At 41.7% G+C, this 16603-nt stretch carries 13 protein-coding genes and 2 pseudogenes; 6 read left to right on the forward strand and 9 right to left on the reverse strand.

Annotation, left to right across the window (positions count from 1 at the left end; translation table 11 throughout):
* Positions 1 to 108 precede the first annotated feature (108 nt).
* The 3 genes from FTU17_RS04155 (at position 109) to FTU17_RS04165 (ending at position 2722) form a co-directional block, all read left to right on the forward strand.
* Positions 109 to 780, forward strand: coding sequence for a hypothetical protein (locus tag FTU17_RS04155; protein WP_180134751.1), 672 nt, complete (start codon positions 109 to 111; stop codon positions 778 to 780).
* Positions 781 to 824: 44 nt separating this feature from the next.
* A complete protein-coding gene (locus tag FTU17_RS04160) occupies positions 825 to 1631 on the forward strand; it encodes an SDR family oxidoreductase (RefSeq protein WP_180039525.1) in 807 nt (268 codons plus the stop codon).
* A gap of 74 nt (positions 1632 to 1705) precedes the next feature.
* Positions 1706 to 2722: a hypothetical protein gene (locus tag FTU17_RS04165; RefSeq protein ID WP_180039527.1), complete on the forward strand. Its 1017-nt coding sequence runs from the start codon at positions 1706 to 1708 to the stop codon at positions 2720 to 2722.
* Positions 2723 to 2755: 33 nt separating this feature from the next.
* Here FTU17_RS04165 and FTU17_RS04170 read toward each other — a convergent pair.
* The 8 genes and pseudogenes from FTU17_RS04170 to sdsA form a co-directional block, all read right to left on the reverse strand.
* Positions 2756 to 3198 (reverse strand): annotated as a pseudogene (locus FTU17_RS04170) (YbjQ family protein).
* A 3-nt stretch (positions 3199 to 3201) separates the two neighbouring features.
* On the reverse strand, positions 3202 to 3558 hold the full coding sequence (locus tag FTU17_RS04175; RefSeq protein WP_078192212.1) for a YbjQ family protein: 357 nt from the start codon (positions 3556 to 3558) through the stop codon (positions 3202 to 3204).
* A 150-nt stretch (positions 3559 to 3708) separates the two neighbouring features.
* Positions 3709 to 5163 carry a multidrug efflux RND transporter AdeIJK outer membrane channel subunit AdeK gene (adeK, locus tag FTU17_RS04180; protein WP_180134757.1) on the reverse strand — a complete coding sequence of 485 codons (1455 nt, stop codon included), beginning with the start codon at positions 5161 to 5163 and terminating at the stop codon, positions 3709 to 3711.
* Positions 5163 to 8342, reverse strand: coding sequence for an efflux RND transporter permease subunit (locus tag FTU17_RS04185; protein WP_180005072.1), 3180 nt, complete (start codon positions 8340 to 8342; stop codon positions 5163 to 5165). Before FTU17_RS04185 ends, adeK begins: the two co-directional genes overlap by 1 nt.
* A gap of 12 nt (positions 8343 to 8354) precedes the next feature.
* Entirely contained in the window at positions 8355 to 9620 is a 1266-nt protein-coding gene (locus tag FTU17_RS04190) for an efflux RND transporter periplasmic adaptor subunit (RefSeq protein WP_180134752.1), read from the reverse strand.
* Between the two features lie 42 nt (positions 9621 to 9662).
* Positions 9663 to 10259, reverse strand: coding sequence for a phosphatase PAP2 family protein (locus tag FTU17_RS04195; RefSeq protein ID WP_180134753.1), 597 nt, complete (start codon positions 10257 to 10259; stop codon positions 9663 to 9665).
* A 152-nt stretch (positions 10260 to 10411) separates the two neighbouring features.
* Complete coding sequence (locus tag FTU17_RS04200) at positions 10412 to 12463, reverse strand: site-specific recombinase (RefSeq protein WP_180117796.1); 2052 nt, start codon at positions 12461 to 12463, stop codon at positions 10412 to 10414.
* Between the two features lie 31 nt (positions 12464 to 12494).
* Positions 12495 to 13472 carry an All-trans-nonaprenyl-diphosphate synthase gene (gene sdsA, locus FTU17_RS04205; RefSeq protein ID WP_180134754.1) on the reverse strand — a complete coding sequence of 326 codons (978 nt, stop codon included), beginning with the start codon at positions 13470 to 13472 and terminating at the stop codon, positions 12495 to 12497.
* A gap of 459 nt (positions 13473 to 13931) precedes the next feature.
* Between sdsA and rplU the strand changes: the two genes are divergently transcribed.
* From rplU to FTU17_RS17650, 3 genes are all read left to right on the forward strand, one after another.
* The gene (rplU, locus tag FTU17_RS04210; protein ID WP_078191390.1) at positions 13932 to 14243 is read left to right on the forward strand and encodes a 50S ribosomal protein L21; all 312 of its coding nucleotides are present in this window, start codon (positions 13932 to 13934) and stop codon (positions 14241 to 14243) included.
* Positions 14244 to 14262: 19 nt separating this feature from the next.
* Positions 14263 to 14517 carry a 50S ribosomal protein L27 gene (gene rpmA, locus FTU17_RS04215; protein ID WP_067764378.1) on the forward strand — a complete coding sequence of 85 codons (255 nt, stop codon included), beginning with the start codon at positions 14263 to 14265 and terminating at the stop codon, positions 14515 to 14517.
* 442 nt (positions 14518 to 14959) lie between these two features.
* Positions 14960 to 16393 (forward strand): YadA-like family protein, encoded by a 1434-nt coding sequence (locus FTU17_RS17650; protein WP_306670312.1) that lies wholly within the window; start codon positions 14960 to 14962, stop codon positions 16391 to 16393.
* A 101-nt stretch (positions 16394 to 16494) separates the two neighbouring features.
* On the opposite strand, the pseudogene FTU17_RS04235 reads toward FTU17_RS17650, so the two are convergent.
* Positions 16495 to 16603 (reverse strand): annotated as a pseudogene (locus tag FTU17_RS04235) (IS701 family transposase); the annotation flags it as partial.

Here is a 16603-nt window from a genome sequence, read left to right on the forward strand (position 1 = left end):
GAATGTTAACTTTTAGGATTTGGCAGTAAATAAAAGAGTCCGTATGATAGGACCTAAGATAAGAAGTATCCATTGATCCCAAAACTAAGATAAAAGGAGCAATATCAAATGACTTATTTTATTTCTTTAAAGATTCAACCTACGACATATCAACGTTTTGAGACGATTCATCAAAAACTCAATGCAGGTGAAACAAAAAGTCAGTCCAAAGCCTTAGGGGATAATTTAGCGGATATTGCATGTGAAATTTTAGATCAAGTTTTTGGCCAAATGGCGCGCATGAATAAGTCTGGAGACAATGAATCCGAAAAAATTATTCAGCAAATACGTGAAACGACCCGTAAATATATGCCGTGGTCGGTGTCTTTTTTCGGCAATGACCGCCTTGTACCGATGGTGAATTATTTATATGGACGTTTTTACAGCGAAGATGGTCAGCATTTTATGCATTACCCGATCGATGCCTCTTTAGCCACCGACTTGCTTGCCTATGTCAGTCAAATGAAAGAAGGGCAGAATCAATATGTCCCACTCGCATTGAAGGCATTTACACAAGTGGTCGATGCCGGGGTGACGCATTTGGTGCGTGAACCGAAAAAAATGCTGAAATTTAATATGGTGGTGGATAAAACTTTAACCGGTGTCATCAATCTCACCACGCAACTCGGATATAAACGCTTCGATAAACTCGGCAAAATTTATGATGCACGGTCGATGAGTCAGTATTTTGACCATTTTATGGTGTTTTTGAACAATGAGCCTGTATTACATAAAGCATAAAATACATATAAATGAATAAATTAGTTATTTAAAAGGATGTCAAAATGGCAAAACGTGATGATTTGAACGGAAAAGTGGTATGGATTACTGGGGCATCTTCAGGTTTGGGTGAAGCTTTAGCAAAAGAATGTGCTTTGCAAGGGGCGCAGGTCATTTTGACCGCACGTCGTTTTGAAGAGTTGGAAAAAGTCCGGGTTTCATTATTACATCCAGATCAGCATCTTTCAGTGTGTGCAGACATTACCAATGAAGAACAAGTTCGCCACGCTTATGAACAAGTCCTTGCGAATAAAGGCCGAATTGATTGGTTAATCAATAATGCGGGATTGAGTCAGCGTGCATTGATTACGGATACGACTATGCAAACTGAACGTGCCATCATGGAAGTAGATTATTTTTCGCAAGTCTATTTAACCAAAACCGTTTTACCGACATTTTTAGCACAAAAGTCTGGTCGAATTGCTTTTGTTTCAAGTGTTGCAGGCTTATTAGGGACACAGTACCGCGCGACCTATTCTGCTGCAAAAGCTGCCATTCATATGTGGGCGAACAGTCTACGTGCGGAAGTTGCGGATCAAGGGGTGGGCGTATCGGTGATATTCCCCGGATTTGTCAAAACCAATGTTTCATTTAATGCACTCAATGGTGCAGGAAAACCACAAGGGCATCAGGATGAAGCTATTGGAAATGGTCTAGAAGCCAATGAGTTTGCCGAAACAGTAGTGCAATCTTTGCAAAGAGGGGAAGAATACATCGTGGTGGGTGGTTCTAAAGAAAAGCTCGGTGTTTGGGTGTCACGTTTATCACCGACAACGTTATATAAAATGATTCGTAAAACCAAAGTGAAGTAAGTTTTATCAAGTTTAAATTGTTTAAAAGTCACTCTTAACAGTGACTTTTTTAATGAGTATCGAGATTATAAGAAATGAAAAAGAATAATTTTAACAAATGGGGAATAGCCATCATTTTGTGCGCAATCATTGGCGCAATCGGTACAGTGGCTTATTTTTATTTTAAACAGAAAACTCAAAAAATTGAGCACAACTCAACACTCGAAAAGCCTGAAAAAGAAATAGGAACTGTATCAGAACCAGTTACTGAATCTGTTGAGATTGAACCTAATGTTGAAGCGGCGAGTGCAGAAGTTGTTATGCGAGAACCAAATGAGGGGTGGTTACCGATCGAAGCACTGTTTGATGAAAAAGGATTATTGAAGTCTGAGTATTACAGTCAAAATCCTCAAGATTCAGATGTTGATAAATTACCTTATAGCTCGAATAAAATTGGTGATTTTAAATGGCGAGCTGAATTTCATCCTGTTGATGATTTTAAAGGCGATCAGGCTAGATTCAAAGATCAATGTTTTGGATATTGTGTTTTAGTGAAAGGTAAGTTGCTGACCAGTGTTGAATCGACTGTATTTACGGGCGCATTTATTGCGAAAGATCATTTGATCGAAGTGATTGCACATAAGGGGAGTGGCGCATATATGCCTGTCAACTATAGCTTTATCAAAATCGATAAAGCTGGTAATGCAGAGTTAATCTCAGATGATCATAATTCTTACAAAGATCAATTGGCTCGTATCAATCATTCGGGACTCGAGATTGACTTAAAACCATTTAGAAAACTTCAATATTTTCTTTTAATGAATGAAAATGGTTTAAATGTGTCGATGCAAAAACCCAATAAGGTGGATGTCGAACCGACTCAGTGTAAAGAGTATTACGAAGGAACATTAGAGGCATGTCCAACTTTATATGGATGTAAAGCTGACATTGTGGTGCAAGATCTGGCACGTGCTTATGCTGGAGATGTTGCATTTAGTTATCATGATCCAAATATTGATGAAAAGAAATTTAATGAAGTTTGCTTTAAAGTTTGTCGCAATGAAAATGTGAGTTATGAAGAGTTTGAAAACACATTGTGTAAAGTAAATTAAATAGTAAAAATGAATTGGGGAGAAGTAGAGAGATCAGATGTCTCTCTTTTGAATTGCTGTTCCATACGCAAAGACTTCGACCATGCCGCCTTGCATACCCAACTCAGTGGTGCTTAAACGCAGGCCCATAATTTGCGTTGCGCCCATCTTTTCAGCTTCTTGCTTTAAACGCACCACGGCTTCACGACGTGCCCGATCGACAATGCTTTCATAACTGGTTAAACGTCCGCCAAAGAAGTTCTGAATATTGGCAATCACATATTTAAAATAATCATGTGAAATCACACATTACTTGAAATCAGTTGTCCGAAATGTTCAGTAGTTTTAAAACGGTTGTTGTCTATTTGAATATGCGATAAACGTTTTTCTTGAGCTTCGAGTTCTTTGAGATGCTTTTGTTCGATATGGCGACCGAAGCCCCAACCAATACAAAAGAGCACCACAAAGATCAGGACTTTAAAAATAAAGGCATCCATGACTTAGTCCTGAGTTGGAAATGGGTCTGGTAGTTTTGCTGAGTTGGCTTCTACGCGAACTGCCGTGCCATATACAAATAATTCAGAGGCGCCTTGAGCAATATTTGAGGTTGAAAAACGGATGCCGACGACTGCATTCGCGCCTAAGGCACGTGCTTTATCAATCATACGGCTCATAGCTTCTTGACGGGATTCTTCGAGTAGTTCTGTATAACCTTTGAGTTCACCACCCACGATATTTTTTAGGCCAGCCATAAAGTCACGACCAACATGTTTACTGCGGACAGTACTGCCATAAACGACATCAAGTTGTTGTGTAATGGTATGACCCGGAACAGATTCAAGATTACTTAAAAGCATTTTTAGTTATCAATATAAAAAGGTGAATTGAAGATAGGAAACTCTTCAGCAAAAAGCAATATCTTCATTTTTATTTTGTAGCTCCGATCTAAAAATGAAAAAGCCCACCGAAGTGAGCTTTTCAAATATAACTGGCTAGGCTAAATCAAATTATTGTTTTGATGCTGCTTTACGTTCGGCAGTAGAAGGTTGGTATTGCACAGCATCAGAAGTGTTGGCTTTGATACCACCACCAAGTGTTTTATACAATTCAACTTGATTGTTGAGATTTGCTTGTTCAAGCAACAACAAACCTTGCTCAGCTGCATAAGATGCACGCTGCGCATCAAGTACAGTTAAGTAGCTATCAATACCAGCACGGAAGCGGGCATTTGACAGTTTGTACGTTGTGTTGGTTGCATCAACTAAACGGCGCTGTGCTGCAATACGGTCACCAATGTTTTGGCGAACTGCAAGCACATCATTCACTTCACGGAAAGCTGACTGAACTGATTTTTCATAATCAGACAATGCAATTTTCTGGTCAGTTTCAGAAACTTTAATATTTGCCTGACGTGTACCCCAGTCGAAAATTGGAATATCTAGGCTAGGGCCAGCAGACCATACAAAGTTGCCTGATTTAAATAGATCACCTAAGTCCGTTGAAGCATAACCCGCTGAACCTGTCAGACTAATCGTAGGGAACAGACGTGCTTTAGCTGCACCAATGTTCGCACCAGCAGCAGACAGTTTATATTCAGCTGCACGTACATCTGGACGGTTGTTCAACAAGTCACTTGGAATACCTGAACCAATGGTATTGGTCGAAGTAATTCGACTGACACGTTGGTTCGGCAGCAAGTTCGCAGGCACTTGTTGACCCACTAATAGATTCAATAAGTTTTGCGCTTGAGCAATTTGAGTCTTGTAGTTTGCAACATCATTACGTGCAGTTTCTACAGAAATTTGAGCCTGACGAACAGGAACTTCACTGTCAATACCGACATCAAAACGCTTTTTGTTCAGGTTGTAAGATTCAAGCTGAGCCTTTAAGGTTTGATCCGCAAGCTTCAAGTTTGAGTTAGCGTATGCATAGTTTAACCATGCTTGAGCCACTTGACCGATCAACGCAATTTGTGTTGCATCACGGGCACTTGCAGTTGCAAGGTAACTGTCTAAAGCATTGTCTTTTAAGCTACGTACACGACCCCAAAAATCAAGTTCATAGGCAGTGACACCTAAACCGACATTATAAGAGGTGATAGGCTTTTGTGTATTCAACGTGTCTTGACGAAGTACACTACCACTTGCACCAATGGTTGGTAATTGACCATTGGCAGTGATTTGATACTGTTGCTGTGCACGTTCAATATTTAAAGCAGCCGTACGTAGGTCACGGTTATTGGCTAAAGCTAAGTCAAGAACTTGTACCAGACGTTGGTCAGCAAAGAAATCTTTATATCCTTGTTCAGCAACAGAAGTACCAGAAGCACTTGCTGTGTAGCTTTCGGGGATATTGGTCTGAACAACCGGCTCTGGACCACGCATGCTTTGGCAGGCAGCCAAAGCAAGCGCAAGTGAAGAAACCGCAATGCTACGACCTGCAATAGACCATACATTTTGCATCACGATAAATGCTCCTGATTATTTTGTTGTTTTGGTTTGTACTTAAAGATACTTCGGATCCATACGTAGAACACAGGAATAAAGAAGATACCAAGTAGGGTAGAACTGATTACGCCACCCAATACACCATAACCTACAGAGTGCTGGCTACCTGCACCTGCACCCGAAGAAAGGGCAAGCGGAAGTACACCAAAACCAAAGGCTAAAGTGGTCATGATAATTGGACGTAGACGCATTTTAGCGGCATGCAATGTTGCGTCAAACAGATCTTCACCTTTTTCTTGAAGTTCTTTGGCGAATTCTACGATCAAGATCGCATTCTTCGCGGACAAACCAATGACGGCAATAATAGCCACCTGGAAGTAAATGTTATTCGCCAAGTTTGGATTTTTGAAGAACACCATTCCAAGGAAAGTCAGTAATAACGCACCCAATACACCTAATGGTACAACCAGTAATACTGAGAACGGAATAGACCAGCTTTCATACAAGGCAGCAAGACATAGGAAGACGATTAACAATGAAAGTGCGTATAGGAATGGTGCTTGTGCGCCAGACTCACGTTCTTCTAGAGATAAACCAGTCCATTCATAGTCAAAGCCTTGAACGCCCATCGAAGGAAGTTTTTGTACAATTTCTTCCATCGCTTTCATCGCGTCGCCCGAACTTACACCCACACCCGGTGAACCTTGAATGTTCACAGATGCGATACCGTTATAACGTTCAAGACGTGGTGAACCATAAGTCCATTCACCAGTAGCGAAGGTCGAGAATGGAACCATTGTGCCTTGGTTGTTACGGACATACCACTGGCTCAGGTCTTCAGGCATCATACGTGCCGCAGCTTCACCTTGTACATAGACTTTCTTCACACGACCACGGTCAACGAAGTCATTGATGTAAGAACCACCCCATGCCATACCCATTGTGGTATTGATTTCAGCAATGCTCACACCCATTGCACCAGCTTGAGCTTGGTCAATCGTGATTTTGTACTGTGGCGTATCTTCTTGACCGTTAGGACGAACACCCATGAGGCGTTTATCTTGAGCAGCCATACCGAGCACCATATTACGGGCATCGATAAGTTGTTGATGAGTTTGACCTGCAGAAGCTTTTAACTGCAAGTTGAAGCCGGCAGTTACACCCAATTCAGGCATTGCTGGTAATTGGATTGGCATGATGTATGAAGCATCCTTCACGATCATGTTCAATGCCATACCACGTTGAATAATCGCACCCACTTGAGATTCAGGTGATGTACGGTCTTCCCAATCTTTTAACTTGATGAATGCAAGACCTGCGTTTTGACCTACACCTGTGAACGAGAAACCGGCAACACTGAATACAGAATCGACATATTTTTCTTCGTTTTTCAGGAAGTAATCGGTCATTGCAGTGACAGTTTTATCCGTACGCTCAAGTGAGGCATTCGGTGGTAACTGTACCAGTGTCATTACAACACCTTGGTCTTCTTCAGGTAAGAATGATGAAGGTAACTTTTGGAATAAAAGCACTAATAACCCGATTACAACTGCATAAATCACACCAGAGAAAATCTTGTGGTGTGTCATGAAGTTCACGCCGCCTTGGTATTTATGCGCAACTTTATCAAAAGAGCTGTTAAACCAACGGAAGAAACGGGCAAAGATATTGTTGCTTTCAGGTTTGTTTGGATCATGTTGTTTCAACATGGTCGCACATAGGGCAGGGGTAAAGGTCAATGCTACAATCAATGACAGAATCATTGCTGTTACCAGCGTGATTGAGAACTGACGATAAATTACACCTGTCGTACCACCGAAGAATGCCATCGGCACGAATACAGCGGTTAACACAGAGGTAATACCGATTAAGGCACCCGAGATCTGTTTCATTGAGATTTCAGTTGCAGTCACTGGGTCAAGATGATCTTCAACCATGACACGTTCAACGTTCTCTACGACAACAATAGCATCATCCACGAGGAGACCAATCGCCAGTACCATCGCGAACATGGTGAGTGTGTTGATCGAGAAACCAAACATGTTAATGACAGCAAAAGTACCCAATACCACTACAGGTACAGCCAATGTCGGAATAATCGTTGCGCGCCAGTTCTGTAAGAATAAGAACATCACAAAGAATACAAGAATCACGGCTTCTACAAGGGTATGTACAACACTTTCAATCGATAACTTAATGAATGGAGTCGTATCAAATGCAAGCGTGTCTTTTAAACCTTCAGGGTAGTTTGGACGTAGTTCTTTTAAACGTGCTTCAACAGCTTCGGCTGTATCTAATGCGTTTGCACCAGTTGCTAGTTTGATCGCTACACCACCAGCAGGTTTGTTGTTGAACTTAGAGTCGAACTGATAGTTGTCAGCACCTAATTCAACACGTGCAACATCACCTAAACGTACCTGAGCACCATCACTACTGTTACGCAGGAAAATGTTTTTAAACTGCTCTGGTGTTTGCAACAAACTTTGTGCTGTAACTGTCGCGTTCAGTACTTGACCTTCAGTTGCAGGCGCACCACCTAACTGACCAACAGCAACCTGAGCATTCTGTGTACGGATAGCCGCAGCCACATCACTCGGTGTAACTTTCAGGTTTGCCATTTTGGCTGGATCTAGCCAAATACGCATCGCATAAGAACCACCGAATACTTGGACTTCACCTACACCTGCCACACGGCTGAGAGGTTCAGAAATATTCGAGTTTACATAGTCCTTAATGTCGTCCGCAGTCAACTTACCCGATGGTGAGTGGAATGCTACAACTTGTAGGAAGCTTGCGCCAGATTTGGTGACTTTTACACCTTGACGTTGTACGTCTTCAGGTAATAGCGCTGTCGCAGACTGGAGTTTGTTTTGGACTTGAACTTGGGCGATATCTGGATCGATCCCTTGTTCAAAGTTCAATGTAATAGATGCCTGACCGTTACCCGCACTGTTTGACGAAATATAACGTAAACCATCCAAACCATTCATTTGTTGTTCAATGATTTGGGTTACGGTGTTTTCAACTGTTTCTGCAGATGCACCAGGGTAAGTCGCAGAGATTGAAACCGTTGGCGGCGCAATGGTCGGATACTGTGCAATTGGCATATTTGATAGCGTGAGTACACCCGCTAGCATAATTACCAATGCAATCACCCATGCAAAAATGGGGCGATGAATAAAGAATTGAGCCATTCAGTCTACTCCCTATGCGTTTGAAGTAGCTTTTTGTTCAGTTTTAGGCGCTGCTTGTTCTGCGGCTTTAGCGTTTGGCTTTGCTGCAGCAGGTTGTTGCGCACCTTGAGGTGCAGCAGCCTGAGGTTGATACGGTTTGGCTACAACTTGTTGCTCTGGCTTAACTTTCGCAATACCGTCAACAATCACTTTATCGCCAGTGTTTAAGCCTTGAGTCACGATCCAATTCGAACCTTGCGTACCAACAGTGGTTACAGGACGAGATTCAACAGCACCTTTTGCATTCACAATCATTGCCATTGCTTGACCTGTAGGGGTACGCGTAATGGCAGCTTGTGGAATCAGGTAAGCGTTTGGAATCACACCTTGAACGATGCGAGCATTGGCAAACATACCCGGAAGTAATAAATGATTCGGGTTAGAAAAAACAGCACGAAGTGTAACCGTACCTGTATCTGGGTTTACACTCGCATCAGAAAATGCAAGACGACCTTCAATAGGGTATTCGCTACCATCTTCAAGACGTAATTTCACTTTGGTGTTATTACTGCTGTCTAAGTTGCCTTTGCTTAACTGTTGGCGTAGACGAAGAAGTTCAGCACTTGATTGGTTAATGTCAACGTACATTGGATCAAGACGTTGAATTGTGACTAATGGATCAGCCTGAGATGCAGTAACTAAAGCACCCGCTGTCACTGTTGAACGGTTGGTTTGACCTGAAATTGGCGCACGTACAGTTGAATAACCTAAATTAATTTCTGCATTTTTAAGTTCTGCCTGAGATGCCGCAACATCTGCTTCAGCCAGTTTAACTTGAGCAACAATATCATCGTATTCTTGTTTTGAAATCGCATTTGAGCCAACAAGCTGACGGTAACGACCTTCTTTAACACGTAACACGTTTAAGTTAGCTTGTTGACGTGTTAAAGCAGCACGAGCACTGTCAGCTGAAGCACGGTTTGTACGCGAGTCGATCTCGTACAAGGCTTGTCCTTCGCGAACATAGCTGCCTTCTGCAAATAGACGTTTCAGTACTACACCACTGGTTTGTGGACGTACTTCTGAAATTTCATAGGCAGATGTACGGCCAGAAAGTTCAACAGATTGTTCAACGCTTTGCGGTTGGGCAACAATGACACCGACTTCAGTTGGTGGCATTTGCTGTGCAGCAGCAGCTTGCTGTGCATCTTTAGGATCTTTGCTACAACCAACAAGTGCAATACTTGTTGCCAATGCGCAAGCAGTCAGGGCAGGAGCCCAAAGCTTTGCAGACATCATTGTTCCACCTCAATTAGATATTTATCTAAATTATTCATTTGTTTACGCTTTACTGATTTTGATGTAACTCAAATAAAGTAGCGCGATCCAAATAAAACTTATGCTCCAACCGGATAAGACATCTGTCGGAAAATGAACCCCAACATATACTCGCGAAACACCCATACACAGCATCCATAACAATGCCAAAATGGTGATCAAGCGATGTTGAGCATGTTGTCGGTAAATCAAGATCATAAGACACGCAAGCGATGCAGCATAACAACTGTGTGCACTTGGGAATGAACTCCCGTAAGACGCTACAAGATGGTACATTTCTGGGGGACGCGGTCTGGTGAACGTAAATTTAAGCAACCATGCAAGGCCGATACTTCCAAAGATCCCTATACTGATAAAAACAATCTCTGTGTATTTTTTATACCACGCAAAGTGTAAACTCCATAGCGTGGTGAAAAATAATACAAAAGGCATGCCCCCTAGCGCGGAAAGTCCGATGGCAATTTGATTAAAAACAGCAATACGGTGCTGACTCATCCATTCCACGATATTTAAATCTAATAGATTTAAATAGCTAGAATAAAGTGACAACACACTGATAATTAATGCAAAAAAACCAACAAACAGTAGCGTTCGTGGCATATTTTATTCCTTGTCATTTTAACCGGTTTGAGCTCGGTTAATTAATGGACTAAAGTGTACTCATCAGTACACTTTATTTCAAGTATGTGTAAATCATACTGATTTTATTTTTTGTGTTCATTTACATCTTACTAAAATAAAACACAAATCTGCTAATGATTGTTCTTACTGGCTTGTGTGCCATCTTCAACTTCAAGTGGGGCTTTCGGTGGCCAGAAAAAGTCACTTGGTCGCGTTAGAAAATGAGTCATCACCAATTTAGCCAGTGGTTTCCATTGTTCAAATCTTACGCGACGTGCCCGTAGTGCCACAATAATGGTTAACGTGAAACTGACGAATAAGTTAGTCAGACCGATCAGAATAACTCCTAAGAATGACACAATGATTAAGCCAATGTCTGGTGAACCATTAATATTGATGAGGCCTTGAATGAAGTTGGCTGAGGCGAAGGCGATATGGCGAATATCTAAAGGTAAACCAAAAATAAATCCAATCGTTCCCATACTGCCCAGCATGATCCCGAATAAGAAGTTACCTGCTAAAGCACCTAAGTTTCGCTCAATGTAAGCGGCAAGCTTATCCAGTCTCTCTTGACCCATGATGCGTTTTAACTTTGGATGTGCTTGAATCCGTGGTCCAACTTTGCGATAGATCGCCATGTTGTCAAAGTATCCAGCAAGCAAACCTGATAAAAACAAACATACCCCAGCAATCGCAGCATGTGGCACAGCCAATGAGGTAAATGGATTGAGGTCGTGTAAGGTTTTAGCTGCTTTTGCATGATTCATTAATGGCTCATGTAAAGCCATGTCCCAACTTAAGGCGATCAATGCTGCAACAGGAATCGCAATACTGATGTTGCCTAAGATTGCAATAAACTGGGTTCGAATGATGTTAATAATTAGCGCGGCAAGTTCGGCAATCTGCGCCATTTTCGAGCCTTTACGATGCTGAACCGTCGAGGCAAGGGCGGCAGCTGTCATCGCAGGCTGTTTAGTGGCAACAGTAAAATGTAAGACATGAATCAGCATAAAGCCGAAAGAGTAGTTCAGACTATATGAAATGGCTTGCATGAGCGGTGCCATGCTGACACGGGCCATCAGCACTTTTAAAGTTGCCATACATGCAATGATCACACCGGCACCTGCCGCAGATCGGTACATGCTCATAAAGCCTTGTTTGTCCGTACTTACATAGTGTTCGCCAGTTTTACTTGCGTTTTCGGTGACTTGTAGGGCAACCAATTCACTATTGGTGGCGAGCAAATCGCGCACACTGCGTTCGTTATAAATCGCTGACGTCACATCACTGAGTAAACTACCCATAGAAACATAGCGGACATCATCTTCTTCAACAATCAGGTTGAGTAAGATTTCTAAGCGATCTAAACACTGTTCTAAAAGCGACAATAAGTAAGTCAGGCTGACACTTACGCCAATTCGTTTGGTCGCACGCCGAATCTTCAGCACCACATCACGACATTGTTCCAGCATTACCAACGCTTGAGAAGCATCTGGCGGTAGCACAGCACTCATTTCTTCAGCACTTTGATGGAGCTTTTTATACTGCTGAATAAAATCATTTATTTCACGGTTTTGCACCAAAAAAGGTGATTCATATTCGGTCAGTTCAGGCTGTGCATTAATAAATTCAGGATATAAGCCAATACCACTCACCCGATAGGACAAAACGGTAATGGCTTTAATTAACTCACGGCGAATTTTCTTTTTTTCTTCCTGATTGCTATGACCTTGATTAAATAGTCGAAATAGCTGCATCCATTGCTGATCATCAATACTGTCCAGCCAATATTTGTCGCTATGACGATAAAAAACTCGACGGACTAAATCTTGTAATTGAGTTTCGTCATTGATCAGAGGAAGAAAATGTGCGCCAAGCCGTTGGAACAGTTGTCCCCAGAAACCATCGAGAGACAAAATACCTGTGTCCGCATATAAACTGGTTTGTTTATATCGGCTAATGAGTTTTAGGACAAAACTTTGCAAGGTAGAGGCTGCATCTGGCGTGATGAGTAAAGCTTGGATGAAAGCCTGAAATTTTTTCTTAATTTCGTCAGTATTTTTTGTATCTTCTGGTCGAATTCGGTTGACCAATTCGATCAGCAAGTTTTCATCCAGCACAGCCCGAGGGGTATCGAGCTGTTGCTGCATGGTCAAAAAGATATCATTGAGTTTTATATGCATAGGCAAGGGGAATTACGATGAATATTGTTAATTATTGAATTCGGTGTAATGCCAAGTTTGCGAGGTTGATTAAAGCTTGACGATATTCAGTATCTGGTAGCGCTGCTAAAGCGGCTAGTGCTGCCTCAGTTTCTTCAGTCGCTCGTTGGCTACAATAATCAAGTGCCCCAGAGCTTTGTACAATCTGAATAACACGCTCTAAATCTGCCGTACCACCTGTGGCAATACTGCGGCGAATAATGTCATGTTCTTCGCCAGTTGTATTCTTTAAGGCAGAGATTAAAGGTAAAGTTGGTTTACCTTCCATCAAATCATCACCAATATTTTTACCTAATGTTTCAGCATCTGAGGTGTAATCTAAAATATCGTCAATAATTTGAAAGGCATTTCCAAAGTGTCCGGCAAATTTTCTAAGCGGTTCACGGTACTCTGGTGTACCAGTCAGAATCGCTGCACCTTCGGTAGCGAGCTCAAATAAACGTGATGTTTTGCCGTGAATAATATCTAAGTAGGTTTGTTCAGTAGTTTCGGGTTGGTGTTGTGATTGAAGTTGTAAAACTTCACCTTCAGCAATTTCACAGGTACCCGTTGAAAAGTCTTTGAGTAATGCTTTGCTGTCTAGATCCACCAATAAATCAAAAGCGCGAGAAATCAAAAAATCACCCACAAGTACGGCAGTTTGATTATTCCATGTCGCATTTGCTGTTGGGCGGCCACGGCGTAAACCCGATTCATCTACTACGTCGTCATGTACCAAGGTTGCGGTATGTAGCATTTCAATAATTGCTGCAAGTTTACGGTGTTTTTCTAAATCTTCTGCACCACAAGCTTTTGCTGCAAGTAAGCACATAATTGGACGCATGCGTTTACCGCCTGCTTCAACCACATGTTTACTGACTGCCATGACCAAGGCAACTTTAGATGTGATCCCTTCATTAATAAATTTGTCCATCGCAGCAAAGTCAGTGGCAACAGGCGCGAGAATATCTTGCTTAAAGTCGATGGTCATATGAAGAGAAACCTCAATAATTTTTGAATTACAGACGTAGTGTAGCAATTTGTTATATGAATAACAGATAAGAACTTACTCAATTGACTTAATCTTAAGTGATTTTTTTCATCAAGCGGAAGTATTGTACTTATTTTTTAACAGACTTTTATCTTTAGCATGTTGTTTGAACAGCATGTTGTTGATGTCAGTCCAGTGTATATTAGCGAATTGTTGCTAAAAATCTATGTCAAACCCTGCCAAAAGCATGATAAGTGAAATAGAGCACTCATTTTAATGGTTTTAATGACACTGTTTATATAATAAACGCATACTCATCTAATATTTTACGGAAATGACTTGTTGTTTTTCGGGTTATCCCTTAAAATCTTTGCCTTTGCAAAACCCCAGTGACGATCGTTTTAAGATCGGTATATCCCTTTACCGGCACGACAACACGGGCATGTTTGGAGTACTTAAATGTACGCAGTAATCCAAAGCGGTGGTAAACAACACCGTGTAGTTGAGGGTGAAACCCTTAAAGTAGAATTATTGAAAGCTGAAACTGGCTCAACTGTTACTTTTGATGACGTGTTGATGCTTGTTAACGGTGACAGCATTCAAATTGGTGCACCAGTAGTAGCTGGCGCTAAAGTAACTGCTGAAGTAGTTAGCCATGGTCGTCACGACAAAATCCGCATCATCAAAATGCGTCGTCGTAAACACTATCGTAAACAACAAGGTCACCGTCAATGGTTCACTGAGTTGAAAATTACAGCTATTTCAGGCTAATTACGAGGAGTAAGTAGACATGGCAACTAAAAAAGCCGGTGGTTCGACTAAAAACGGTCGTGACTCGAACCCAAAAATGTTGGGTGTTAAAATCTACGGCGGTCAATCTGTGACTGCTGGTAACATCATCGTTCGTCAACGTGGTACTGAATTCCACGCTGGTGTAAATGTAGGTATGGGCCGTGACCATACTTTATTTGCAACCGCTGACGGCGTTGTGAAATTCGAAGTGAAAGGCCAATTCGGTCGTCGCTACGTATCTGTTGAAGCGTAAGCTTTAATAGAAAAAAAACCCGCATTTTTGCGGGTTTTTTTTCGTCTGAATAAAATATGAGGTATTTTTTAGATTGTTACAAATAGTGTATAAATCAATAAATCACCATAAATAGTGATTTAAATCACAAAATATAAAGAGCGTAATAGAGGAGTACAAATACAAAAAAGGATAAGGACATGAATAAAATATTGAATACAGTTTTTATCGGTGCTGACTATCAGAAAAGGAATTGTCCTGATAAAAGCCAACAAATTGCATTTTAAAAGACACTACAACTTGGTGAAATAACTTCAATCGCTATTAAAGTTGTACCAAAATTACTAGCTGTGAGTATTTTACTTTCTTAGGTTCAATTGTATGGACTGGTGGGAGTGGCTCGTCATATCCTGAGCATACTTGTAATCGTTGCAATAGTGGTATTCCTGGGCCAGTAGGGCCAATGGGACCTCAAGGTCCTGCTGGTGAGACAGGAGCAACAGGTGCACAGGGTGAGACTGGAGCTAAAGGTGACAAAGGCGATACGGGTGCTACTGGAGCTAAAGGCGATACTGGAGCAACGGGCGCTACAGGTGCGACTGGAGCTAAAGGTGACAAAGGCGATACTGGAGCAGTAGGTGCTACAGGTGCGACCGGGGCTAAGGGTGACAAAGGCGATACTGGTGCAACTGGAGCTAAAGGTGACAAAGGCGATACTGGAGCAGTAGGTGCTACAGGTGCGACCGGGGCTAAGGGTGACAAAGGCGATACTGGTGCAACTGGAGCTAAAGGTGATACTGGCGCAGTAGGTGCTACAGGTGCTACAGGTGCAACCGGAGCTAAGGGTGACAAAGGTGACAAAGGCGCTACAGGTGCAACTGGTAAAGATGGACTCAATGGCCGAGACGGAATCGATGGTAAGGATGGTTTGAACGGTCTGAATGGAAGCAATGGTCTAGATGGTGCAAGTGCTTATCAAGTTGCGGTGAGCAATGGTTATGAAGGCAATGAAGACCAATGGTTAGAAAGTCTACGTGGTGCAGTTGGCGCACAAGGGCTAACAGGTGAAAATGGTTTCAGTGCATATGAACTTGCGATAAAAAATGGATTTGTCGGTACTGAAGTGGACTGGTTATTGAGCTTAAAAGGAACAGATCCGTACATTAAAATTCAATCAAATGTTGCCAATACAGCACCTAAACCAACTGCGAATGGACAAGATGCGATTGCAGTCGGTGCCGGTAATAAAGCTGATGGTAATCAGTCTATTGCCCTCGGTGTAAACAATACCGTCAATGGTGATGGCTCTGGTGCAGTAGGTTCAAATAATACAGTCACAGGTAATAATACCTATGTGATTGGTAACAATATCAACACATCGGCAAATAATGCTGTTGTACTAGGCAATGGTTCAAGCTCTAATCGCAATAATACGGTTTCTGTTGGCTCGGCTGGTGCAGAGCGGCAAATTATTCATGTGGCAGCTGGTACGGCAGACACCGATGCGGTGAATGTGAAACAAATGCGTCAAGCAGATCTAGAAGTGCTAAATAGTTCAAAAGCATATACAGATCAGCATGGGGCAAATGTACTCAATCAAGCTAATAGTTATACCAACCAACGTGTGAATGAATTGAACCATAATTTCAATAAATTTAAAGATAATGTTTACGGTGCTGTTGCTTCAAGTATTGCAATCGCCTCCTTACCGCAACCCACAGATGCTGGATACAACATGTTTAGCGTAGATATGGGGACTTGGGAAGGTTCACAAGGCTATGCAGTTGGTTTTAGTGGAGTGACTGAAAGCAATAAATATGTGTATAAATTGGCTGCAACAGGGAACTCTGAAGGTGACTTTGGCGCTGGTGCATCGATCGGTTGGCAATGGAAATAACTCAATATTGGATTATTAAAATTGCTAAATCGTTGTTTAACTATTTGAAAGGCATTTGAATCAAATCAAGTGCCTTTTTATTTTATAGGACTTACGCACTATCATTTATAGATTCTCTGTGGTAGCAGATGATTTTTATCGAGAATAAAGTCATCAATGAAGTTTTTGATAATTGGTCTAAATAATTTCTTCTGCCAACGATATATATTT

Source organism: Acinetobacter sp. YH12070, assembly GCF_013419625.1.
In the GTDB taxonomy this organism is placed as follows: Bacteria; Pseudomonadota; Gammaproteobacteria; order Pseudomonadales; family Moraxellaceae; genus Acinetobacter; species Acinetobacter amyesii.

What these genes read in the sequence shown, in the direction of transcription:
- FTU17_RS04155 (WP_180134751.1), top strand. Translation starts at nt 109, where the DNA reads ATGACTTATTTTATTTCTTTAAAGATTCAACCTACGACATATCAACGT.
- FTU17_RS04160 (WP_180039525.1), top strand. Translation starts at nt 825, where the DNA reads ATGGCAAAACGTGATGATTTGAACGGAAAAGTGGTATGGATTACTGGG.
- FTU17_RS04165 (WP_180039527.1), top strand. Translation starts at nt 1,706, where the DNA reads ATGAAAAAGAATAATTTTAACAAATGGGGAATAGCCATCATTTTGTGC.
- FTU17_RS04175 (WP_078192212.1), bottom strand. Translation starts at nt 3,558, where the DNA reads ATGCTTTTAAGTAATCTTGAATCTGTTCCGGGTCATACCATTACACAA.
- adeK (WP_180134757.1), bottom strand. Translation starts at nt 5,163, where the DNA reads ATGCAAAATGTATGGTCTATTGCAGGTCGTAGCATTGCGGTTTCTTCA.
- FTU17_RS04185 (WP_180005072.1), bottom strand. Translation starts at nt 8,342, where the DNA reads ATGGCTCAATTCTTTATTCATCGCCCCATTTTTGCATGGGTGATTGCA.
- FTU17_RS04190 (WP_180134752.1), bottom strand. Translation starts at nt 9,620, where the DNA reads ATGATGTCTGCAAAGCTTTGGGCTCCTGCCCTGACTGCTTGCGCATTG.
- FTU17_RS04195 (WP_180134753.1), bottom strand. Translation starts at nt 10,259, where the DNA reads ATGCCACGAACGCTACTGTTTGTTGGTTTTTTTGCATTAATTATCAGT.
- FTU17_RS04200 (WP_180117796.1), bottom strand. Translation starts at nt 12,463, where the DNA reads ATGCATATAAAACTCAATGATATCTTTTTGACCATGCAGCAACAGCTC.
- sdsA (WP_180134754.1), bottom strand. Translation starts at nt 13,472, where the DNA reads ATGACCATCGACTTTAAGCAAGATATTCTCGCGCCTGTTGCCACTGAC.
- rplU (WP_078191390.1), top strand. Translation starts at nt 13,932, where the DNA reads ATGTACGCAGTAATCCAAAGCGGTGGTAAACAACACCGTGTAGTTGAG.
- rpmA (WP_067764378.1), top strand. Translation starts at nt 14,263, where the DNA reads ATGGCAACTAAAAAAGCCGGTGGTTCGACTAAAAACGGTCGTGACTCG.
- FTU17_RS17650 (WP_306670312.1), top strand. Translation starts at nt 14,960, where the DNA reads ATGGGACCTCAAGGTCCTGCTGGTGAGACAGGAGCAACAGGTGCACAG.